This is a genomic window from uncultured Abiotrophia sp. (genome assembly GCF_963520105.1).
In the GTDB taxonomy this organism is placed as follows: Bacteria; Bacillota; Bacilli; order Lactobacillales; family Aerococcaceae; genus Abiotrophia.
The window spans coordinates 532,640-552,731 of record NZ_CAUQPN010000001.1; the positions used below are offsets into that span (position 1 = coordinate 532,640).

Sequence of the window (20,092 nt, forward strand, 5' to 3'; positions counted from 1 at the left end):
GACATGAAGACCTTAGCAGTCACAGGATTAGAGAAAACCTATGGGACCAAAACCTTGTTGGCAGGCATCGACTTTGCCATTCGGACAGGGGATAGAATTGGCTTGATTGGACCTAACGGGACCGGTAAAAGTTCCTTCTTGAAGGTGCTAGCTGACCAAACCGACTATGACCAAGGGACGATTGACAAGCCAAAGGGTTATCACATAGCTTATTTGGCGCAGAATCCAGATTTAGATCCCAACCAGACTATTTTAGATACGGTCTTTGCGGGAGATACGCCAGAATTGAAACTCTTGCATGACTATGAGGTGGCCAATCTAGCCTTGTTGTCAGATCCTGACAATAGCCAGCTACAGGAAGCCTTTCAAACCATTACAGAAGCCATGAACCAAGCAGATGCTTGGCAGATTGAAGTCAAAGCTAAGACCGTCCTGACTCAATTAGGCCTTGTCAATCTCAATAAACGAGTGGGAGATTGTTCGGGCGGGGAGCAGAAAAGAATTGGGATTGCCCAGGTCCTCATTGCTGAACCCGATTTGCTTATCTTAGATGAGCCGACTAACCATCTGGATATCAATTCTGTGCAGTGGTTAGAAAAATACCTTGCTTCCTACAAAGGCGCACTACTCTTAGTCACCCATGATCGTTATTTCTTGGAACGAACCGTTAATAAGATTGTCGAGTTAAGACACGGGCGTTTCCGCGAATATAGTGGCAACTACCAAGCTTATTTAGAGAAAAAGGCAACTGAACTCGCGCTTGAAGAAAGAATGCAAGACAAGCAAGACAAGCTCTATCAAGCCGAACTGGCTTGGATGCGAAAGGGCGCCAAGGCTAGAACGACTAAACAGCAAGCCCGAATCGAGCGATTCGACCAATTAAAGGGAGAAATTGCTTCTCGCCAAGATAGCCAAGAGACCTCTGGCTTTGAATTTGATCAACAACGAATTGGCAATCAGGTTATAGAGTTGGAACAGGCGCGTATTGAAGTGGGGCAGCAAGTTGTCGTTCAAGACTATACTAAGCACTTCACCAAAGGCGAACGTATTGGGCTGATTGGTGCTAATGGGGTCGGCAAGACCACTTTCCTTAATACTTTGGCAGGCTATCATAACTTAGCGGCCGGGACTTTGAAGCTAGGCCAGACGGTTCGGCTAGCCTACTATCGCCAATTAGATCAAGATTTGCCGGGAGATATGCGGATTTTAGCCTATCTGACACAAATCGCCGATAACTTTGTCAGTCCTGATGGACGCACCAAAAGTGCAGCTCAGATGTTAGAGCAATTCAATTTCCCTCGGGTTAGTCATGGCTCTAGCATTTCCAGCCTGTCAGGGGGAGAAAAACGTCGGTTATATTTACTATCGCTCTTGATTCAGGAACCCAACGTCCTCTTCTTAGACGAGCCGACTAACGACCTAGATATTGATACCCTAACTGTCCTAGATGATTACTTAGCTCAATTTGAAGGGCTTGTCGTCGTGGTGTCTCACGACCGTTATTTCTTAGATAAGACAGTAGACCAGTACCTGATTTTAGAGGGGCAAGGGGCATATACCACCTATTGGGGCAGTTATTCTGACTACCTTGCCAAGGAGCAGACAGCCCCTGAAAAAGAAAAGGTAGCGCCCGCTCCAAGCATTAAACCAAAACGTGAACAGAAAAAGTTAAGCTATGAAGAGAAGAAGGAATGGGCAGGTATTGAAGCGGCAATTGAAAGCACTGAGAATCGCCTCAATCAGATTCAAGAAGACATGGAGGCCAACAGTCAAGATGCTAGCCAATTAATGAGTCTTCAAGAAGAATTGGAAGCGACCGAAGCCCATCTCTATCATCTTTATGAGCGATATGACTATTTAAGTGAATTGGCGCCATAAGACGCCGTAAGAGAAAAGGCAAGCAAAGGAGAAGCATATGCAACAATATCAAGAATTAGTCAAAAAAATCCTAGCAGAGGGTCATGTTAAAACTGACCGTACTGGGGTTGGGACCAAAAGTATTTTTGGTTATCAGATGCGCTTTGATTTGAGCCAAGGCTTTCCCATGGTAACGACTAAACGCGTTCCCTTTGGCTTGATTAAGAGCGAATTACTCTGGTTTTTACGCGGTGATACCAATGTCCGCTACTTACTAGAACACAATAATCACATTTGGGACGAGTGGGCCTTCAAACGCTATGTGGAGTCTCCTGACTATTATGGCCCTGATATGACTGATTTTGGTTTGCGTGCAGTCGCTGACCCAGACTTTAATGAAATCTACCAGCAGGAATTAGCAGCCTTTAATGAGCGAGTTTTGACTGATGATGACTTTGCTGAACGCTACGGTAATTTAGGCAATGTCTACGGTGCCCAATGGCGCTCTTGGCCTCTTCGAAATGGTGAGGCTTTGGACCAAATTAGCCAGCTCATTGACATGATTAAGCATTCTCCTGATTCTAGACGCCTAATTGTGTCAGCCTGGAACCCTGAGGATGTGCCTAGTATGGCTTTGCCACCTTGTCACACACTCTTCCAGTTTTATGTGCATGATGGCAAGTTATCCTGCCAGCTCTACCAACGTAGTGCTGATGTTTTCTTAGGTGTGCCTTTTAACATTGCTTCCTATGCGCTCTTAACCCATTTGATTGCCAAAGAATGTGGTCTAGAGGTGGGGGACTTTGTGCATACCTTGGGGGATGCTCATCTCTATCTCAATCATTTGGAGGCGGCGGAGACCCTCTTGAGCCGAGAGCCTAAACTACTGCCACAATTGGAAATTGACGATTTCGAGCAATTTGATCAAGTCTCTACTGACCAAATTCGACTACAAGGCTATGAGCCTTGGCCAACCATTAAGGCGCCGATTGCCGTCTAAAATATCCTTACATAGAAAGGAAGAGAAACACCATGCTGACTCTTGTATATGCCCAAGACCAAGCGGGCGGGATTGGTTATCAAAATCAACTGCCTTGGCACTTGCCCAATGATCTCAAGTTTTTTAAGCAAGTGACACTCGGTCATGCTATTTTGATGGGGCGCAAGACCTTTGAATCCATGGGCTGCCGTCTCTTACCAGGGCGGACTAGTTATGTATTGACTCGCCAAGAAGACTATAAGTCCGAAATTGAAGGCCTACACCGTGTTCATGACTTAGAAGAAATCAAAAGCTTGGCGCAAAATCAAGAAGTCATGGTCATCGGAGGCGCAGAAATTTTTGCTGCCATATTGCCTTTAGCAGACCGAGTGATTCGAACGCAGATTAAGGCAACTTTTCCAGCAGATACCTTTGTCACTGACCTAGATCAAGAACAGTGGCAATGTGTAGAAATTCAAGAAGGGCTCGTTGATGATAAAAATCAATATGCTTACCAATTTGAATGGTGGGTCCGTCGCTCCAAGGAGGGAAAATTATGCTAGGTTATCTTAATACATCAGTTTTTGCCAGCCATCATATTCCAGTTGGTTGTGGACATACCTTATATGTGGAAGAAGCAGGCAACCCTCAAGGGTGTCCAGTAGTCTTCTTGCACGGTGGTCCTGGTGGCCAGGTTGGGGAGACATCTCGACGTTTCTTCGACCCCGAATTCTATCGGATTGTTTTAGTAGATCAACGTGGATGTGGCAAAAGTCAGCCTTTCCTCTCGCTAGAAGCAAACACGGTTTTAGATAGCGTTGCGGACTTGGAGATTATTCGACAGACACTCGACATTGAGGACTGGCATGTATTTGGTGGTAGTTATGGCTCGACCTTGGCTTTGACCTATGCCATTCATCATGCAGAGCGGGTTAAGAGCTTGATACTGCGTGGAATTTTCTTGGGGCGCCAAGAAGATTTCGACTGGCTCTTCCAGTTTGGCGCTAGCGAGTTTTATCCTGAAGCCTTTGCCTTGTTTAGAGATTTTATCCCTCATGAAGAACAAGGTGATTTAGTAACAGCCTACTATCGGCGAATGATTGGGGAAGATCATGCCCTAGCAGAAGAAGCCATGAAACGTTGGAGTGCCTGGGAAGGATCCGTTATTACGCTACGACCAAATTTCCCAGCTCCGGATGCAGAGCTAGCGCCTGTTGACCGTTCACTCGGCCTACTTGAAGCCCATTATTTTGCTAACAAGATGTTCTGGGGAGAGGACAACTACATCCTCAATCGTGCCCATTTACTCAAGGATATTCCTATGTCAATCTTTCATGGCCGTTATGACGTCGATTGCCGTCCGAGTGGCGCTTATGCCTTAGCCCAGGCTTGTCCTCATGCTAAGTTCCAAATTGTCGAAGAAGCCGGCCATTCGCCTCAGGATGCACCACTCTTCGAGGCCTTATTGTCAGCTATGGAAGCTATTAAAATTGGGTAAACTTCGTAGAATGTGTAAAACGACCTTATAACAGGTCGTTTTTTTGTATTAGTAGAACTTTATCTTGAGTTTACCTTATTAATTCTTTAGTAGAACTTATTCTCTTTTATTTAGAAAGGGTATTCTTTCATGATACAATAGGGTATGATAGACTTATTAATAAATCTATCGATAAAGGCGGGAAAGTAAATGAAGAAGAATTGGAAGAAGTTAGCAGTCCTCACTCTCTTAGGAGCTCAAGTGGCCACTGTTTCATTAACTAGCTATTCTGTATTAGCTGAGGAGTCAATCTCTGCTCAATCAGTAGATTTAAGTGCTGAAACTGAGGCTTACAAGAAGTTTGTTAGTGCAGAGATTGACCAGCTGCTAAAAGATACTGAAAACTTTGCTAAGCTAATTCAAGAGGGTAAGTTGGATGAAGCTAAGAAAGTTTACCCATTGATTCGTAAGGCCTATGAGCGGTCAGAACCTATTGCTGAGCTTTTTGCAGAATCTGATGTTAAAATTGACTACCGTCTAGCAGACTATGTAGAGGATAATCAAACCGAAGAAGGTTGGTCTGGATTCCACAAAATTGAACAAATCCTGTGGGAAGAGGGCAAGACCGAGCCTGCAGTGTCCTATGCAAAACAGCTAGTAGATGATATTAAGGAGCTTAAGGCCAAAGTCGCGACAGTGGAGGTAACACCTGAAAACATGCTGACAGGCGCCGTGGACTTACTGAATGAAGTGGCTACTAGCAAGATCATCGGCGAAGAAGAAATCTATTCTCATACAGACCTCTATGATTTTGAAGCTAATATTGCGGGAGCAGAAAAGATTTTTAGCATCTTTAAGGACAAAATTTCTGCTAAGGACCCTGAATTGGCCAAGAACCTAACTGAAAAATTCAAGGCAGTCAATGATCTCTTGGCTAGCCACAAAGTGGATGCTGACCACTATAAACTCTACACGGACTTAAGTGAGAAAGAAACCAAAGCCCTAGCTGAAGCAGTCACTAAGTTAGGAGAACCCCTATCTCAAATGGCCGTTATCTTGGAGGCTGATGAGAGTGGTCGATAAATCAGACGAAAAATGGTATGACAAACCCATTTCCCGTCGCGCTTTTATTAAAAAGGCGGGCATGATGGGGGCAGGAGCCATGATGGCTCCGAGCATCATGAAATTACTTTTTGGTGGGACTTCACCCAAGGATGCTCTAGCCCTGGAAGAGGCAAACCAAGCAATTCCATTTTATGGTAAGCGTCAGTCAGGTATCACCACACCCATTCAGCGTCAGGTCTATTTTGCTGTCTTGGATTTGGCGACGGAAGATTTGGAGACGATTCGTGGTATTTTCAAGTCTTGGACAGCCTATATTGCTCGCATGATGCAGGGTGAGCTGGTCGAGGCTTATAAATCTAATACCATGCTACCTCCCACCGATACTGGTGAGGCTGTTGGTATGGGGACTGAGCGCCTTACCATTACAGTAGGGGTCAGCCCTAGTTTCTTAGAAAAACTAAATTTAACTGGCAAAAAATTGCCTGAGCTTGAGGATCTACCTAAGTTTGCCCGGGACCAATTGCAAGAAGCTTTTACAGGCGGAGATATTTGTATCCAGGCTTGTGCTGAAGATGCCCAGGTGGCCTTTCATGCGGTTCGTAATTTGCTACGCAAGGGACGAGAACACCTGACCCTTAAATGGAGCCAGACAGGCTACGCCGCGATTACCAGCCAGGGTTCTACCCCTCGTAATCTCTTTGGCTTTAAGGACGGAACCGCTAATGTAACCAGTCAAGATGATTTTGACCGTGTGATTTGGTGTGACCAAGACAATTGGATGAAAAATGGGACCTATCTGATTGTGAGGCGTGTGCAAATGCATCTTGAAACTTGGGATCGGACTAGCCTTAAGGAACAAGAGAATACCTTTGGACGTCATCGCGACAGTGGGGCGCCTCTTGGGGCAGTTGATGAATTTGATCCGGTAGATTTGGAACTCAAAGACGACAAGGGCAACCTCGTCATTCCAGAAGATTGTCATGTCCGTCTGGCCAAAGAAGTAGGCGAGGAGATATACCGTAGAGCCTTTTCCTATGCCAACGGTATTGATCCGCGTACGGGGCAATTTGATGCGGGTTTGCTCTTTATTTCCTTCCAAAAGGATCCCCAGCAATTCATTAAGGTCCAGAAGAATCTAGGGACCAAAGACAAATTAAATGAATACATTACCCATGTAGGGAGTGGCCTCTTTGCTATCCTCCCGGGAGTAGAAGAGGGTGGCTATCTTGGTCAAAGCCTATTTGAATAGATTCGTTAGCTGCCTAGCCTTGATGGCGATTTTGTTTTTTAGTCCTTTAGTTAGTGCCAAGACGGATTTACAGACCTATTTTATTCAGGTGACAGAAGCGACTCAGGCGCTAGAAGAGGGTGACTCCAGTCTGGCTCAGCAAAAATTGGAGGCTTTAGACAGCTCTTTTGCCAAGGAAAGCCAGGCGACTAGCCCGGCGGGTCAAGCAACTAAGTCAGCCATTGAGGTAGCTAAAGCAGACTTGACTCATGAAAATCTTGTGACTATTTCGCGTGCGCTCTTGGCTTTCGACAAGGAACAGAATCCAGTGGATGAGTCTGCTGCTAAGACTAAGCTTGAGAAAAGAATGACGCCTTTGTTCAATCAATTAGAGAGTGCCATTGCCAAGCAAGATATTGAAGCAGTTAAACTGGCTTATAAGCAGGTCAATAGTGGTTGGACCGCTAATGAAAGCATTGTTCGGTCAACTTCTAGCACCCATTACAATCGAATTGAAACAGCCTTGGCCTTGCTACGGGCTGCGATAGAGTTGGAGCCGGTCGATTACCAAGTTATTGAGGTGAATAGTGGTAGCTTGAAGCAAGCCATTCAAGACTTTCTGACAGGCACAGAGGCTAGTGCTGTTTCAACCACAAATGGGGCTAGCTTGAAAGATGGTTTACAACTTTTAGATAAAGCCAAAGACGCCTTTACTAAAGGACAGACCAACCAAGCTAAGCAGCTCATGCAATCCTTCATTGAACTCTGGCCTAGCATTGAAGGCGAGGTTTCGACTCGCAATTATAGACTCTACACCCGAGTTGAGCAAGAAACGCCCGTCATTATGGTTAAGGGACAGGATCCGATTTACCAAGCCAAGCTAGATGCCCTAATTGACGATCTTAAGCAGATCAATAAGTCTAGCCAGTATTCCTACTGGGATGTTTCACTCATTGTCTTGCGCGAAGGCTTAGAGGCTATGTTAATCGTCTTGGCCCTGGTTGCTAGCCTAAAATCCCTCAAGGCCAAACGCCCCCTAGCTTATGTATATGCAGGGACGGGTGCTGGACTCTTAGCAAGTATTGGCTTGGCTCTGGCATTAACAGCACTTCTGCCAACTATTTTCTCAGGGGTGGCACGTGAATTAATTGAAGCTGTCACGGGATTCTTTGCAGTAGTGACCTTAACTCTAGTAGGGATTTGGCTACATCGGAGCTCAAGCCTTGCCTCTTGGCAAGCCTATATTGATCGCCAACTGGCAGCTTATCAAAGAACTGGTCGCCTTTGGACCTTATTTGGGGTCAGTTTCTTAGCTGTTTTCCGCGAAGGGGCAGAGACGATTCTCTTCCTAGTGGGTATACTGTCTAAGATTTCCTTCTGGGAGATGCTGCTAGGGATTAGCCTAGCTACGCTGATTTTAGCGCTTGTCTGGTTGGTACTCAAGTACCTAGCCAATCGCTTATCACTTCCTTGGCTCTTTAAGATACTGACTATTGGGATTTATGTCTTAGCCTTCAAGATTTTGGGAGTCAGCATCCATACGCTTATCGTCACCCAGTATTTGCCTGCCAATCCAATTGTGTGGGGCAACTTACAGGCCATCGAATGGCTAGGATTTTACCCAACTTGGTGGACGGTGGCTAGCCAGGCTCTATACCTTTTGGGCTTGGTGCTCATCTTCTTCCTAGTGTCGAAAGGGGAGAAGACAGATGGCTGATAGCAAGCATCTCAGTCTAGTAGGCCATTTGGCAGAATTTAGGTCTCGCTTGATTGCTTCTCTCATCTGGTTTGTTCTCTGGTTTTGCCTGGGGGTTTTCTTGGTAGATCCTTTTTATCATTTAGTGACGCAATTTTTGGACCAACCACTCTTGGCCTTGGGACCTAATGAAATTCTCTGGCTCTATGTAAAAGTAGCTAGTTTAGTAGCCTTAAGTGCTAGTCTGCCTTTTGTTAGCTATCAGATTTGGACCTATGTCAAGCCGGCTCTCAAACAAGAGGAGTTGCGTGCCATTTATTGGTACTTGCCAGCTGTCTTTCTTTGCTTTATTATGGGATTAGCTTTTGGCTTTTACTTGGTGGCTCCTGCCTTGTTACAGGTGCTCTTGAATTGGAGTCAAGAGCTCTTCGAAACGCGGCTTACAGTGGGAAACTATTTGGATTTCATCTTTGGCGTGACCTTGCCATTAGGTTTTCTATTTGAGATGCCAGTCTTAGTCGCTTTTTTGACCCATATAGGCTTGCTATCACCTAAGTGGTTGAGCGCCTATCGTCGCTATGCCTACTTTGTGCTCTTGGTATTGGCTGTTGTCTTAACGCCAGCTGATTTTGTCAGCGACCTGGCCATGTTAGTACCTCTGGTGGGACTCTATGAGATTAGTATTTTAATTAGCCATTGGATTTTGTATCGTAAGAGAAGAGGAGGAAAGCAAGATGGGATTACTTCGTGATATTGGGGCGCCAGGTTTAATTTTGATTGTCTTAGGTGCTCTCTTGATTTTTGGTCCTAAGCGATTACCAGAACTTGGAGAGTCGATTGGTAAAATGTTTGTGTCATTCAAACGTACCGTCCATGAACTGACGGATGACGATAAAAAGCAAGAAAAAGATCAATAGTTTGTGATAAGAAGAGAGGAGCCAAGCTCCTCTTTTGTTTTGATACAGATAGTAAAACTGTTTTATTTTATGTGTGGAACAGCCTAGTTTGTCGATATTTGTTGAGCAGAACAGTTGAAAGTAACTGTTCTAGATGCTAGAATGAAATCAAATCTTAAAACCTAGGAGGTTTATTATGGTGAATGTGAAATGGAAGAAACTTGTGGCTGCTGCTAGCCTGATTACTTTAGGGGGAGCTTTATTGGCGCCTGTGCACCAAGTAAGCGCAGCGGATGAGTCTTGGGATCGCATCCAAAAATCAGGTAAAATTGTTGTAGCAACTTCAGGGGCTTACTACCCATCAACTTTCCACTCAGAAGTAGAGGGTAAAGATGTCTTAACAGGTTATGATATTGAAATCTTGCGTAAGGTTGCTGAAAAATTAGACCTTGAACTCGAATTTAAGGAAATGAACACAGATGGCATGTTAACAGCCATTAAGTCAGGTCAAGCGGATATTGTAGCCAACGACTACGACATCACACCTAAACGTGAAAAAGAATTCCTTTTCTCAACACCAATTAAATATAGCTTCGGTTCTATTGTAGTTCGTGAGTCCGATGATTCTGGCATTAAATCCTTAGATGATTTCAAAGGCAAGAAGGCAGCTGGGGAAGCGACTACCAAGTACATGGCTATTGCTGAAGCAAAAGGTGCGGAAGCTGTAACCTATGACAACGGGACCTTGGAACAATACATTGCGGACATTCACAATGGTCGGACTGACTTTATTCCAAATGATTACTATGTCCAAACCATTGCCATTAAGAATGCCAACAAGCTCTTCCCAGACTTCAAGACTAAGGTAGGGAATGTCTTTTACAACCCAAGTAAGGCAGCCTTCGTACTTAACAAGGAATCTGTGACCTTACAAGAAAAAATCAACCAAGTCTTAGAAGAAATGCGTAAAGACGGTTCCTTGGCAGAACTTTCTAAGAAGTTCTATGAAGGGGAAGATGTCTCAACCGAGAAGGAAGAAATCGGGGGCAAGAAGCTTAAAGATTTACCTGTAGTGGAAGTGGATCGTTAAGATGACCCATTTGCTCTTGACTATCAAGTGGCACTATATTTTTAATCCAGAATTGGCGCTCAAAGGCTTGCCAACGGTACTACAAGGTCTAGGCAATACGCTGACTTTGTCTTTAGCTAGTTTTCTCTTAGCCACGCTTGGAGGACTTTGCCTAGCACTCTTGCGTTTAGCGCCTTTGCGTGGCTTACGCGCTATTGCAATTGCCTATATTTCCTTTTTCCGTGGTGTGCCACTTCTAGTTACTTTGTTCTTTATCTATTATGGCTTACCACTAATGGGGATTGTCATGTCGGCATTTACGGCTGCCATTTTGGGTCTGTCCATTACGGCTTCTGCCTACACGGCTGAAATTATTCGTGCCGGTATTGAAGGCGTGGAAAAAGGTCAATGGGAAGCAGCCTTTGCTATCGGCCTGAGCTATCGACAGTCACTTCGCTATGTGGTGATACCTCAGGCTACACGTCTAGCCATTCCCCCCTTATCCAATGTCATGCTAGATTTGGTTAAATCCTCTTCGATTGCCGCCATTATTAGTGTGCCGGAGATATTCCAGAAGGCTAAAGTGGTGGGAGCCTCAGAACATGACTTCATGACCATGTATATCTTGGTAGCAGTCATCTATTGGCTAATTTGTACGGCATATTCCTTGGTTCAAGCCAAGTTAGAACGTCGATTTGCCCTAGATATTTAATGAAATATAGAGAAAGAGTCCCTTAGTTTTAAGGGGCTCTTTTCTATAGATTATGTGGGGGTTGCTTGAATTGAAAAGTCTGATTGAAAGTGCTAGACTTAAAGTAAAGAGGAAAGGGGTAAAGGCAGCTATGGGCAATAGGCAGCAAAAAAAGGCAGTAAGGTTTGGTTGGCCTGTAGACCGCAAAACTCCTCGTAATTCCAGAGAATGGACAATGTTTTGGCTATCAATAGCCTTGACCCTGGTCATAAGTTGGGCTTTCTATCTCAGTCGTTGGCCCGTTCCAGTCAGGAAGGCACATTTTATTTTCCATGACGATGTAAACCGCCTGATGGACTTAAAGATGCTTGAGTCAGAAGCTTTCAGCTATCTATTGACTCTTTTGGCGGTCCTGATTGTTATCTTCATTTTTTATATGGTGACATCCCATCTAATCTATTTAGCCTTTGATATATGGAAGACAATGAAGGGAAAAACTAGAAAGGAGGGCAAGACATGGTAAAACGACCCAACCATAGAAAGAATAAGAATAAAAAGAAGCGAACTCGAATTTCTAGTCGCGAGCGCCACTATCTGAGCTTTAAGGAAAAGTCTGTCCTCCAAATCATCGCCTTATCGATTGTCATAGGTTTTATCGCCATCGCCTATATGATGGATATTCGCTTGATGGCCTCTGCTAGCTCCCCTGGACTTAGCCTTAGAAGAACCTTGTCTTGGGAAAGCGTCCAAATACTAACTAACTTTTCAGATTTTAAGACTTGGCTCTTTGGTATTCAGGCTTTAATTGTCCTCTTGCTGATTTTTGCCTTCTTCGTAACGATTTGCAACTTCTGGGTTCAATGGACCTGGCATGAGTTACGCACCCTCTTTTTCTCCCAAAATAAGGGGCAGGAAGAGGTGGAGGCATGACCTTGATTGTCACAACGGCTATTGACAAAGAGCCAGGCTTAGTAAAGCGCGCCCAGGAGTTGGCCCAACTATATGGTGGAATCTATCAAGACCGTGGTAAGCGTACCATGAAGCAAATCTATCGCCAGGCAGAAGGTGCCTTAGTCCTTAACAAGAATGAGTTAATCTACTATGATGCGGAGGGTCAGAAACTCTTCTTCCATCCCAATACAGCCTGGCTTAGGGCACTTAACGGCCGCGACCCATTGTTGGAAGCCCTAGCTTGTCCAACTGGTGCCAGTGTCCTGGATGCCACTATGGGGATGGCCAGTGACAGCCTGGTAATGCAGTATTTTGGCTACCAGGTCACTGCCTTAGAGTCTAATTCCTTGGTGCATTTGATTGTCAGTGATGGGCTGTCTCGATTTGTTATGGAAGATAGTCGTTTTACTCAGGCGATGAGAGACTTGGTGACTTACTGTCAGAATTATCAAACCTATCTTGCTCAAGCAGAAGATAAGAGTATAGATTGTGTCTACTTTGATCCCATGTTTAAGGTGGGCATTAAAGAATCCAAGAACTTAGATGGTATTCGCCTTTTAGCCAATCGACAGCCCTTGACCGAGGAAGTTTTAGAGCAGGCTAAGCGGGTGGCAAGGCACCGTATCGTTGTCAAAGCCCACTATCAAGACCCTATTTTTGAAGATTTAGGTCTGACACGTATCAAACGACCTAACACCAAATTCCATTATGGCTACTACCAATGTTAGGAGGAGATTTTATGAAACAATTAGTTTTAATTCGCCATGGCGAAAGTGAGTGGAACCGGCTTAACCTCTTTACAGGTTGGACGGATGTAGAACTGACCGACAAAGGTCTGGCTGAAGCACATGAAGCAGGGCGCCAGCTCAAGGCAGCAGGCTTTGACTTTGATTTGGCCTATACGAGTTATCTTAAACGGGCCATTCACACATTGGATGCCGTTCTGACTGAGCTAGACCGATCTTGGATACCCGTTCATAAGGCTTGGCAGTTAAATGAACGCCATTATGGCGCCCTACAAGGCTTGAATAAGGTTGAGACGGCAGAAAAATATGGGGAAGAACAGGTTAAAATCTGGCGCCGTTCGTTTGATGTATTGCCACCAAGCTTGGAAGCTAGTGATGGTCGCAACCCGCGTTCGCAAGACCAATATCGGCGTGTTCCTGCTGAGGATAGCTTGCCATTAGCGGAAAGTCTTGCAACTACCATCGAGCGGGTTGTACCTTACTTTGAGACAGTGATTCGGCCACAAATGGCAGAAGGTCAACGCATCATTATTGCAGCACACGGTAACTCACTTCGTGCACTCGTTAAGTATTTTGATAAACTAAGTGCAGATCAGATTATGGAAGTGAATATTCCAACAGGTGTTCCGCTTGTTTACGAATTTGATGACAACTTCCAAGCAATTAAACATTATTACCTAGGTGACCAAGAGGCCTTGGCAGCTAAAATGTCTGCCGTAGCTAACCAAGGTAAGCTTGCCCATTAAGCAGTTGAAGGATTGGACTTAAGCGCCAATCCTTTTTTTGACTTGCAATCTGGCCGAAAAAGCGTAAACTTGTATTGTGAGAAAAGGAGGATTCATTGTGAAGCTTTATGTCCAGTTCATGATTATTGTTTTATTAGCCTTTATAGGTGAGGGGATTTCGACTTATTTTCAATTACCGATTCCTGGCTCTATTTTGGGCTTAATCCTCCTATTTTTAGCCCTTGAATTCAAGCTGCTACGTTTGCGTCATGTCAATGCAGTAGGTAACTTTCTCTTGGCCAATATGACCATTCTCTTTTTGCCGGCAGCAGTCGGTATTATGGACCGTTATGAGGTCATTGCGCCTTTTCTAGGACCTATTGTGCTCATCATAGTAGGGGCCATTGTGCTTAATATTGTGGTCATTGCCTTAGTGGTTAATTATGTTAAGAACCGATATGAAGGCAACTACGAGGACCGCTTTGTAGATGACTTTACTGAGGAGGTAAACTAGGTGACTGCTAATTTTTGGGAAAATCCCTTATTTGGACTTGGACTATCCATTCTAGCTTACTATCTTGGTATGCGACTCAATCGACGTTGGCCTCACCCATTGACGACGCCACTTCTGATTGCGACAATCTTAATTATTGTAGTGCTCAAGCTAAGCGGCATTCCTTATCACGCTTATTACGTGGGAGGCAGTTATCTTAACACCTTGATTGTGCCTTCAACAGTAGCTTTGGGCATTCCGCTTTATAAAACCTTCCACTTGATGAAACACCATATACGCAGTATTCTCTTAGGGACTTCAATTGCGGTGTTAATTAATACAACATTTACTGCACTCCTTGCTAAACTTTTTGGCATGGATTTCTTCCTAGCGATTTCGCTTTTCCCTAAATCAGTTACGACCGCTATGGCGGTGGGGATTATCGACAAGATGCAAGGCATGACAACCGTGACCTTAGTGGTTGTGGTGGCTACTGGGATTTTGACAAGCGTTCTGGGGCCTGTTGTTTTAAAAGTATTGAAGATTGAAGACCATGTAGCAGTTGGGCTAGCCCTAGGCGGAACGGGACACGCGGTGGGGACCGGGACAGCCTTCAAATATGGTCAAGTCGCAGGCGCCATGGCAGGTCTGGCAATTGGCGTGACGGGTTTACTTTATGTCTTTATCAGCCCATTGATTGCGGCACTTATCTTGTCAAACTAATAGAGAGATTTAAATCCTAGTGCTATAAGTACTAGGATTTAGTTGTTGATGAGAGAGGATTATGATTGACAAACTGAACTTTCTATTTTACAATATGAATGAATACAAAATATATTCACTCAAACAAAAAAGGAGGCACGATAGCTGTGGATAAAAAACAAGCCCTAAAGTTAGCCGCGCATGAAGTCTTTTCTAAAAAGGGATACAAAGCGACAGGAATATCAGAAATTGCCAAGCAGGCCGGTATGGCAGTCGGCTCTTTCTATAATTATTATGACAGCAAAGAAGCTATTTTTTTGGATATCTACATCGATGAGAACAATCGCGCTCGTCAAGCTATGATTGAAGAAATTGATTGGCAGATGGACATGGTTGAACTCGTTAGCCAAATTTTTGGACGATCACGTTCCTTGGTTTCTTCCAACAAAATCCTTAAGGAGTGGTATAATCCTGCAATCGCAGATGAATTACATGGATATTATTCCTCCGAAGAAGGCAAAGTCTCAAATCCTTTCCACAATTTTTTAGTCGAAACTTTTACCAGTCGAATGTTAGCAGAAGGTTACTCTCAAGATAAAATTCAGGATATTTTACGTGTCTACAACTTATTCTATTACATGGATATGCAAATTACAGAACAAGATGTGCCAGATTTAAGTAGAACGCTTGAAATATTGGCAACTAATTTCGTTAAAGGAGTCTTGAAATAAAGAGTAGCTCTTTATTTCGCCGCAAAATGAATGAATATAATATATATTCATTCTGGCGTTAGGAGGATAAAGTCATGAAAAAACAAGAAATGAAAAGAGGTAAAACGATGTTAATCACTATCCTAGCAGTCATTGTAAGTTTAAGCATTATCGCTTGGGGCATTATCGCTTATCTTGGGCGTGGTCAAACGCTATCTGTCCTTTCTATTGATAAACTAGAAGGGGATTTAAGCCTCATCCACTTGGCTAAACCTGACAACATGCAATGGAAAGCAGGTGCTCACGCTAAGATCTCTTTACCAAATAGTATAGATAATCATCAAACCTCTAGCGAGGTTGTAACGGGGGCAAGCAAAAGCCAAGCTAAAGATGGGGAAAGTAGCCGTTGGCTAACGATTGCTTCAAGTTCAAATGATGATGAAATTTTAATTTTGACTCATAATAATGGCAGTCCATACAAAAAAAATCTAACTAATTTGCCGGCGGGAAGCAAAGTAGAGTTAAGTTGGTTGGACTCAACCTTATCCACGGCGGACAGCAATAAAGCCTTCGTATGTTTTGCCTCTGATGTCGGTATTGCAGCCATACGCCCAATTATCAAAGAAGAGCTAGGTAAACGCGCATTGGTCTTGAGTCACTTAAGTAAAGGGGTGATGGTCTTTAACAATGAACTGGAAGATTCAGCTAAAAAACATGCAAATCTAAGCTATGAGAGCAGCTCGAGTCTTTCTCAAAGTCAGGACTATTTAAGTGACGCAGTTGAGCGCTATGGTAATGATGCGATTTATCTATTAGCGGGACAGGCCGATGATGTGAATGCTATGACCAAATTCCTTGAGGATAAGGGAATTGATAAGAAGAAGATAAAAACTAGTCGATTTAGGGGCTTAAAATAGTCTGTAAATTAAAGACTAGACTTTAATAGCTCTTGAGAGTGAAAAAGGGGTGAAAAAAATCCAATGGTTGCCTGACCATTGGATTTTGTTTTTACACATAGTATAGAATGCTATAAAACATAAAGACGGCGCCACCTAATACGAAAAGGTGCCAAATGATATGCATCCATTTGTTGTCTTTCATACGATAAAAAATCGTTCCTAGTGAGTAAGTGACACCGCCCAAAGCTAAGAGCAGAATCCCGGTCAAGGGAATGGATTGAGCTAAGGGATAGATGATGAAGACACTAAGCCAGCCTAATCCAAGGTAGAGGAAGGTGCTGAGTTTTGGCCATCGGCCGATAGCAGAGACTTCGAAGATAATGCCTCCAATAGCCAAGGCCCAGACAAGCGCTAGGAAACCATAGCCCACAAGCCCCCCGATTGAAACCATGAGGTAGGGGGTGTAAGTCCCCGCGATTAAAAGGTAGATAGAAGAATGGTCAATCTTTTGGAAGACATCTTTATAGCGAGTCAGGCTAAAGGAATGATAAAGGGTTGAATTTAAGAATAATAAGAAGAGGCTAGCTCCATAGATCGCATAGGAGACAATCTCTAAGTGTGAACCATGTTGGACGCCTTTGAGTATGAGCGCAACCGTGGCAATAATGCTTAAGAGGGCGCCAATACCATGAGTTGCAGCATTGAGAACTTCAATGAGGACCTGTTTAGTATAGGATAAGTTGAGTGTTTCTTTCATGTTTTCCCTCCTTTTCTATCATTGTACCCTAAAAATACTGAGAAAGAAAGTTAAAGCCTTAGGGACTATGTTTTGCATCTTGTGGCCTTTTTTTGGTAGAATGGGTATATACAGACACGAAGGAGGGCCTAATGGCAAAGAGTTTTTACGATTATATTTCTCGTTCAGTGGACTATGGAGCCAAGGACCCCATGAGTCGCTTGGCGAATGCTATCCACTCAGATCAAGGGTTTCCTAAGCGTAGCGACGAATTTGACGAAATCTCACGTTACATGGAAGACAGCCCTCATTATTCACGTCTATTGTCCATCTTTGATGATGCTTGGCAACAGTATCTTTACCACAAATAGAAAGGATTGAAATTTATGTCGATTCATATTGCAGCCCAAGAAGGCCAAATCGCTGAAGTAGTTTTATTCCCGGGGGATCCATTGCGGGCCCAATATATTGCTGAAACCTTCCTGGAGAATGTGACGCGTTACAATACGGTACGCAACATGTTCGGTTTTACTGGGACCTACAAGGGGGTTCCAGTTTCTGTTCAAGGTTCAGGTATGGGGATTCCGTCAGCTATGATTTACGCTGAAGAACTCTACCAAAGCTATGGCGTTAAGACGATTATCCGCATTGGGACTGCTGGTGGGATGAAAGAATCTGTCAAAGTTCGGGATATCGTCTTTGGTCAAGGGGCGACGACTGACTCTAGCTGCTTAACCAATATCTTTAATGGGCAAGTCTCCTTTGCAGCCTTAGCTGATTTCAAGGTTCTAGATACTGCTTATCATCTAGCAGCAGAAAAATTACCTAAGGAAAATATCCATGTCGGTAATATTTTATCTAGCGATCGTTTCTATAATGAAGAGATGGACAAGGGCAAACTAGCTCGTTATGGGGTTTTAGCTGTGGAAATGGAAGCAGCGGGGCTCTATGCCGTGGCAGCTAAACACAACCGTCAAGCCTTGGCTATGTGTACGATTAGTGACCACTTAATTACAGGTGAAGAAACAACGGCTGAAGAACGCCAAACAACTTTCACACAAATGATGGAAGTTGCCTTAGAAACAGCTTACGCGCTTCAAAGCAAATAAACTCAATATTCTTGGAAAGAAGGGATTCGATGAAGTTAAGCAAAGGATTGAAATGGTTCTCTGCCTTACTTGTAACAACCAGTGTACTTTCAACGACTGTTCCAGTGACAGCTGCACCATTTAGCCTCTTTGGCTCAAAAGAACAGCTTTCAGATGAAGACATTCAGAAAATACAGGAAGTCTATCGTTCTATTCGTGAAGGCTACATTGAAGAAATTGACAAAGAGAAGATTTTAGAAGGGGCCCTGAAAGGTATGGTGTCTGCCACAGAAGACCCCTATTCAGAGTATTTTAACAAGGAAGAATCGACTGCCTTCGATAATGCCATGAGTGATTCCTTTGAAGGGATTGGGGTTCAATTCCAAGTCAAAGGTGGCGAGATGGTTGTCATTAGTGCCCTTGATGATACACCTGCCTCTAAAGCAGGTTTGCAGCCAAATGACGTCATTGTCAGTGTAGATGGGACAGAGCTTAAGGACAAGACGACCCAAGAAGTCATGAAACTTATCCGTGGCCCTAAGGGTTCTGAAGTTAAACTAGTCATTCGTCGCGGTGGTTCAAACTTTGATGTCAAGTTGACTCGCGACACTATTCCAAATTATTCTGTTACTAGTAATTTGGATGAGCAAGACAAGACCATTGCCCACATTAAAATTATCCAATTTGGAGAAAATACCGCCAAGGAATTGGAAAATGCCGTTAAGAAAGCCCGTGAAGACGGTGCTAAGAGCTTTATCTTTGACTTGCGTAATGACCCAGGTGGTCTTTTAAGTCAGGCGCTGGCTATTGGGAATATGTTCTTAAAAGATGGCGATGTCATCCTCCAAACCCAAGAACGTGGCAGTGATCCGACCGTCTTTTCTGCTGATACCAAGCTTTATGGAGACTTTAAAATCACAGAACCTTACGTCTTCTTGGTAGATGGTGGTTCAGCATCTGCTAGTGAAATTTTAGCTGCTGCAATTAAGGAAAACACCAAACATGATTTAGTAGGCGAAAAGACCTTTGGTAAGGGGACGGTTCAACAAGTTCTTAATCAATCAGATCTTGGCGAATTGAAGTTAACGATTGCTAAATGGCTAACGCCAAAAGGTGAGTGGATTCATAAACAAGGGATTGAGCCGACAGTTGCTGTCGAACAAGAACCGGTGGCTAAGGCAGTTAGCCTCAGCTACGATGATACCCTTGCCAAAGGCCAATCTAATGACGGAGTAAAAAATCTGGCCTTAATTCTTAAAGCTTTAGGCTATGAATTAGAGTCTACTGAATACTTTGATGACAAGATGGAAGCTGCTGTTAAGGCCTTCCAAAAGGATAAGGGATTGACTGAAGATGGGCAAGTAACTGGTAAGACAGCAGATGCCCTCAACGAGGCAACCCGTGATTATCTCAAGACTCATGATGCGCAGTACGACAAGGCCAAAGAAGTACTTAAGCAAGGAAATAACTCATGAGATCACTAAGAAAATTAGGCCGTGACTTGGTCAATGTGGTCTTCTATCTCATGATTGCCGTCTTAATCCTAATAGGTATTCGGCAGTACATTCTGCAGCCTTTTCAGGTTGATGGCCATTCTATGGAGGCAACCCTCCATCATGGAGAGCACATGCTGCTCTTTCCTAGTGCTAAGATTAATCGCTTTGATGTAGTGGTATTTCCTGATCCAAAAGGGTCAGGAAATTCCTATGTTAAGCGGGTTATTGGTTTGCCTGGTGATCGGTTAAGAGTGCACAATGACCAACTCTATCTTAATGATTTACCAGTACCTGAACCTTATCTAGAACCAAATAAATCTCAAGCTGACAGCCATCCATTTACCCAAGACTTTTCCTTGTGGGATACCTTGGGAATTGAAACAATTCCGGAGGGTTACTACTTTGTCATGGGGGATAATCGACCAGGATCGGGGGATAGCCGTCAATTCGGTTTGGTACCCATCGCATCGGTTCAGGGCAAAGCTGACCTAGTTTATTGGCCCTTCAACCAAATGAGACGCATGGCGCAGTATCAGCTCCAAGCAGATGGTTCCCTGTCTATTAGCGCACCCTAAACTATATCCTAGG

Annotated in this window: 24 protein-coding genes; 23 read left to right on the forward strand and 1 reads right to left on the reverse strand. The window is 43.9% G+C overall.

The genetic code is table 11. From position 1 onward, the window contains the following. The first annotated feature begins 3 nt into the window (after positions 1-3). The 19 genes from RWO08_RS02450 to RWO08_RS02540 all read left to right on the forward strand — a co-directional run bounded on the left by RWO08_RS02450 (position 4) and on the right by RWO08_RS02540 (position 16,202). The gene (locus RWO08_RS02450; RefSeq protein WP_314211141.1) at positions 4-1,878 is read left to right on the forward strand and encodes an ABC-F family ATP-binding cassette domain-containing protein; all 1,875 of its coding nucleotides are present in this window, start codon (positions 4-6) and stop codon (positions 1,876-1,878) included. Positions 1,879-1,915: 37 nt separating this feature from the next. After that, a complete protein-coding gene (locus RWO08_RS02455) occupies positions 1,916-2,857 on the forward strand; it encodes a thymidylate synthase (RefSeq protein ID WP_314211142.1) in 942 nt (313 codons plus the stop codon). A gap of 32 nt (positions 2,858-2,889) precedes the next feature. Next, the gene (locus RWO08_RS02460; protein ID WP_314211143.1) at positions 2,890-3,399 is read left to right on the forward strand and encodes a dihydrofolate reductase; all 510 of its coding nucleotides are present in this window, start codon (positions 2,890-2,892) and stop codon (positions 3,397-3,399) included. Continuing rightward, positions 3,393-4,334 (forward strand): prolyl aminopeptidase, encoded by a 942-nt coding sequence (gene pip, locus RWO08_RS02465; protein WP_314211144.1) that lies wholly within the window; start codon positions 3,393-3,395, stop codon positions 4,332-4,334. The genes RWO08_RS02460 and pip overlap by 7 nt, the downstream gene beginning before the upstream one ends. Positions 4,335-4,523: 189 nt before the next feature. After that, the gene (locus RWO08_RS02470; RefSeq protein WP_314211145.1) at positions 4,524-5,396 is read left to right on the forward strand and encodes an EfeM/EfeO family lipoprotein; all 873 of its coding nucleotides are present in this window, start codon (positions 4,524-4,526) and stop codon (positions 5,394-5,396) included. 61 nt (positions 5,397-5,457) lie between these two features. Then, positions 5,458-6,627, forward strand: coding sequence for an iron uptake transporter deferrochelatase/peroxidase subunit (gene efeB, locus RWO08_RS02475; protein ID WP_314211214.1), 1,170 nt, complete (start codon positions 5,458-5,460; stop codon positions 6,625-6,627). Next, the gene (locus RWO08_RS02480) at positions 6,620-8,323 is read left to right on the forward strand and encodes an FTR1 family protein (protein WP_314211146.1); all 1,704 of its coding nucleotides are present in this window, start codon (positions 6,620-6,622) and stop codon (positions 8,321-8,323) included. Before efeB ends, RWO08_RS02480 begins: the two co-directional genes overlap by 8 nt. Continuing rightward, the gene (tatC, locus tag RWO08_RS02485; protein WP_314211147.1) at positions 8,316-9,053 is read left to right on the forward strand and encodes a twin-arginine translocase subunit TatC; all 738 of its coding nucleotides are present in this window, start codon (positions 8,316-8,318) and stop codon (positions 9,051-9,053) included. Before RWO08_RS02480 ends, tatC begins: the two co-directional genes overlap by 8 nt. Beyond that, positions 9,037-9,219, forward strand: a complete 183-nt coding sequence (locus tag RWO08_RS02490; RefSeq protein ID WP_023390673.1) for a twin-arginine translocase TatA/TatE family subunit — start codon at positions 9,037-9,039, stop codon at positions 9,217-9,219. The genes tatC and RWO08_RS02490 overlap by 17 nt, the downstream gene beginning before the upstream one ends. A gap of 175 nt (positions 9,220-9,394) precedes the next feature. Beyond that, positions 9,395-10,288: a transporter substrate-binding domain-containing protein gene (locus RWO08_RS02495; RefSeq protein ID WP_314211148.1), complete on the forward strand. Its 894-nt coding sequence runs from the start codon at positions 9,395-9,397 to the stop codon at positions 10,286-10,288. Position 10,289: 1 nt separating this feature from the next. After that, complete coding sequence (locus tag RWO08_RS02500) at positions 10,290-10,979, forward strand: amino acid ABC transporter permease (protein WP_314211149.1); 690 nt, start codon at positions 10,290-10,292, stop codon at positions 10,977-10,979. 52 nt (positions 10,980-11,031) lie between these two features. Next, positions 11,032-11,481 (forward strand): hypothetical protein, encoded by a 450-nt coding sequence (locus RWO08_RS02505; protein ID WP_314211150.1) that lies wholly within the window; start codon positions 11,032-11,034, stop codon positions 11,479-11,481. Beyond that, a complete protein-coding gene (locus tag RWO08_RS02510; RefSeq protein ID WP_314211151.1) occupies positions 11,475-11,888 on the forward strand; it encodes a hypothetical protein in 414 nt (137 codons plus the stop codon). Before RWO08_RS02505 ends, RWO08_RS02510 begins: the two co-directional genes overlap by 7 nt. Beyond that, positions 11,885-12,637 carry a class I SAM-dependent methyltransferase gene (locus RWO08_RS02515; protein ID WP_314211152.1) on the forward strand — a complete coding sequence of 251 codons (753 nt, stop codon included), beginning with the start codon at positions 11,885-11,887 and terminating at the stop codon, positions 12,635-12,637. The genes RWO08_RS02510 and RWO08_RS02515 overlap by 4 nt, the downstream gene beginning before the upstream one ends. Before the next feature lie 11 nt (positions 12,638-12,648). Further along, the gene (gpmA, locus tag RWO08_RS02520) at positions 12,649-13,401 is read left to right on the forward strand and encodes a 2,3-diphosphoglycerate-dependent phosphoglycerate mutase (RefSeq protein WP_303825100.1); all 753 of its coding nucleotides are present in this window, start codon (positions 12,649-12,651) and stop codon (positions 13,399-13,401) included. A 97-nt stretch (positions 13,402-13,498) separates the two neighbouring features. Further along, positions 13,499-13,894, forward strand: a complete 396-nt coding sequence (locus RWO08_RS02525; RefSeq protein WP_035363777.1) for a CidA/LrgA family protein — start codon at positions 13,499-13,501, stop codon at positions 13,892-13,894. Further along, positions 13,895-14,596, forward strand: coding sequence for an LrgB family protein (locus RWO08_RS02530; protein WP_303764869.1), 702 nt, complete (start codon positions 13,895-13,897; stop codon positions 14,594-14,596). A gap of 146 nt (positions 14,597-14,742) precedes the next feature. Further along, positions 14,743-15,306 carry a helix-turn-helix domain-containing protein gene (locus tag RWO08_RS02535; protein WP_314211153.1) on the forward strand — a complete coding sequence of 188 codons (564 nt, stop codon included), beginning with the start codon at positions 14,743-14,745 and terminating at the stop codon, positions 15,304-15,306. An 89-nt stretch (positions 15,307-15,395) separates the two neighbouring features. Further along, positions 15,396-16,202, forward strand: coding sequence for a ferredoxin reductase (locus tag RWO08_RS02540; RefSeq protein WP_314211215.1), 807 nt, complete (start codon positions 15,396-15,398; stop codon positions 16,200-16,202). Positions 16,203-16,293: 91 nt separating this feature from the next. Here RWO08_RS02540 and RWO08_RS02545 read toward each other — a convergent pair whose 3' ends face one another. After that, complete coding sequence (locus tag RWO08_RS02545; RefSeq protein ID WP_311465504.1) at positions 16,294-16,941, reverse strand: hemolysin III family protein; 648 nt, start codon at positions 16,939-16,941, stop codon at positions 16,294-16,296. A 131-nt stretch (positions 16,942-17,072) separates the two neighbouring features. On the opposite strand from RWO08_RS02545, the gene RWO08_RS02550 reads away from it, so the two are divergent. From RWO08_RS02550 to lepB, 4 genes are read left to right on the forward strand one after another with little or no spacing between them, the layout of a single operon-like run. After that, complete coding sequence (locus tag RWO08_RS02550) at positions 17,073-17,291, forward strand: YozE family protein (protein ID WP_035364330.1); 219 nt, start codon at positions 17,073-17,075, stop codon at positions 17,289-17,291. Positions 17,292-17,306: 15 nt separating this feature from the next. Further along, a complete protein-coding gene (deoD, locus tag RWO08_RS02555) occupies positions 17,307-18,029 on the forward strand; it encodes a purine-nucleoside phosphorylase (RefSeq protein ID WP_070755562.1) in 723 nt (240 codons plus the stop codon). Positions 18,030-18,058: 29 nt separating this feature from the next. After that, a complete protein-coding gene (locus RWO08_RS02560; RefSeq protein WP_314211154.1) occupies positions 18,059-19,483 on the forward strand; it encodes a S41 family peptidase in 1,425 nt (474 codons plus the stop codon). Continuing rightward, positions 19,480-20,079, forward strand: a complete 600-nt coding sequence (gene lepB / locus RWO08_RS02565; protein ID WP_314211155.1) for a signal peptidase I — start codon at positions 19,480-19,482, stop codon at positions 20,077-20,079. The genes RWO08_RS02560 and lepB overlap by 4 nt, the downstream gene beginning before the upstream one ends. The last annotated feature ends 13 nt before the right edge of the window (positions 20,080-20,092 follow it).

Bases quoted from the DNA above. Each gene is read 5' to 3' on its own strand.
- efeB (WP_314211214.1), top strand. From the start codon at position 5,458: ATGATGGGGGCAGGAGCCATGATGGCTCCGAGCATCATGAAATTACTT.
- RWO08_RS02550 (WP_035364330.1), top strand. From the start codon at position 17,073: ATGGCAAAGAGTTTTTACGATTATATTTCTCGTTCAGTGGACTATGGA.
- lepB (WP_314211155.1), top strand. From the start codon at position 19,480: ATGAGATCACTAAGAAAATTAGGCCGTGACTTGGTCAATGTGGTCTTC.
- RWO08_RS02470 (WP_314211145.1), top strand. From the start codon at position 4,524: ATGAAGAAGAATTGGAAGAAGTTAGCAGTCCTCACTCTCTTAGGAGCT.
- RWO08_RS02490 (WP_023390673.1), top strand. From the start codon at position 9,037: ATGGGATTACTTCGTGATATTGGGGCGCCAGGTTTAATTTTGATTGTC.
- RWO08_RS02500 (WP_314211149.1), top strand. From the start codon at position 10,290: ATGACCCATTTGCTCTTGACTATCAAGTGGCACTATATTTTTAATCCA.
- RWO08_RS02455 (WP_314211142.1), top strand. From the start codon at position 1,916: ATGCAACAATATCAAGAATTAGTCAAAAAAATCCTAGCAGAGGGTCAT.
- RWO08_RS02560 (WP_314211154.1), top strand. From the start codon at position 18,059: ATGAAGTTAAGCAAAGGATTGAAATGGTTCTCTGCCTTACTTGTAACA.
- RWO08_RS02540 (WP_314211215.1), top strand. From the start codon at position 15,396: ATGAAAAGAGGTAAAACGATGTTAATCACTATCCTAGCAGTCATTGTA.
- tatC (WP_314211147.1), top strand. From the start codon at position 8,316: ATGGCTGATAGCAAGCATCTCAGTCTAGTAGGCCATTTGGCAGAATTT.
- RWO08_RS02460 (WP_314211143.1), top strand. From the start codon at position 2,890: ATGCTGACTCTTGTATATGCCCAAGACCAAGCGGGCGGGATTGGTTAT.
- deoD (WP_070755562.1), top strand. From the start codon at position 17,307: ATGTCGATTCATATTGCAGCCCAAGAAGGCCAAATCGCTGAAGTAGTT.
- RWO08_RS02505 (WP_314211150.1), top strand. From the start codon at position 11,032: ATGTGGGGGTTGCTTGAATTGAAAAGTCTGATTGAAAGTGCTAGACTT.
- gpmA (WP_303825100.1), top strand. From the start codon at position 12,649: ATGAAACAATTAGTTTTAATTCGCCATGGCGAAAGTGAGTGGAACCGG.
- RWO08_RS02510 (WP_314211151.1), top strand. From the start codon at position 11,475: ATGGTAAAACGACCCAACCATAGAAAGAATAAGAATAAAAAGAAGCGA.
- RWO08_RS02515 (WP_314211152.1), top strand. From the start codon at position 11,885: ATGACCTTGATTGTCACAACGGCTATTGACAAAGAGCCAGGCTTAGTA.
- RWO08_RS02545 (WP_311465504.1), bottom strand. From the start codon at position 16,941: ATGAAAGAAACACTCAACTTATCCTATACTAAACAGGTCCTCATTGAA.
- RWO08_RS02450 (WP_314211141.1), top strand. From the start codon at position 4: ATGAAGACCTTAGCAGTCACAGGATTAGAGAAAACCTATGGGACCAAA.
- pip (WP_314211144.1), top strand. From the start codon at position 3,393: ATGCTAGGTTATCTTAATACATCAGTTTTTGCCAGCCATCATATTCCA.
- RWO08_RS02495 (WP_314211148.1), top strand. From the start codon at position 9,395: ATGGTGAATGTGAAATGGAAGAAACTTGTGGCTGCTGCTAGCCTGATT.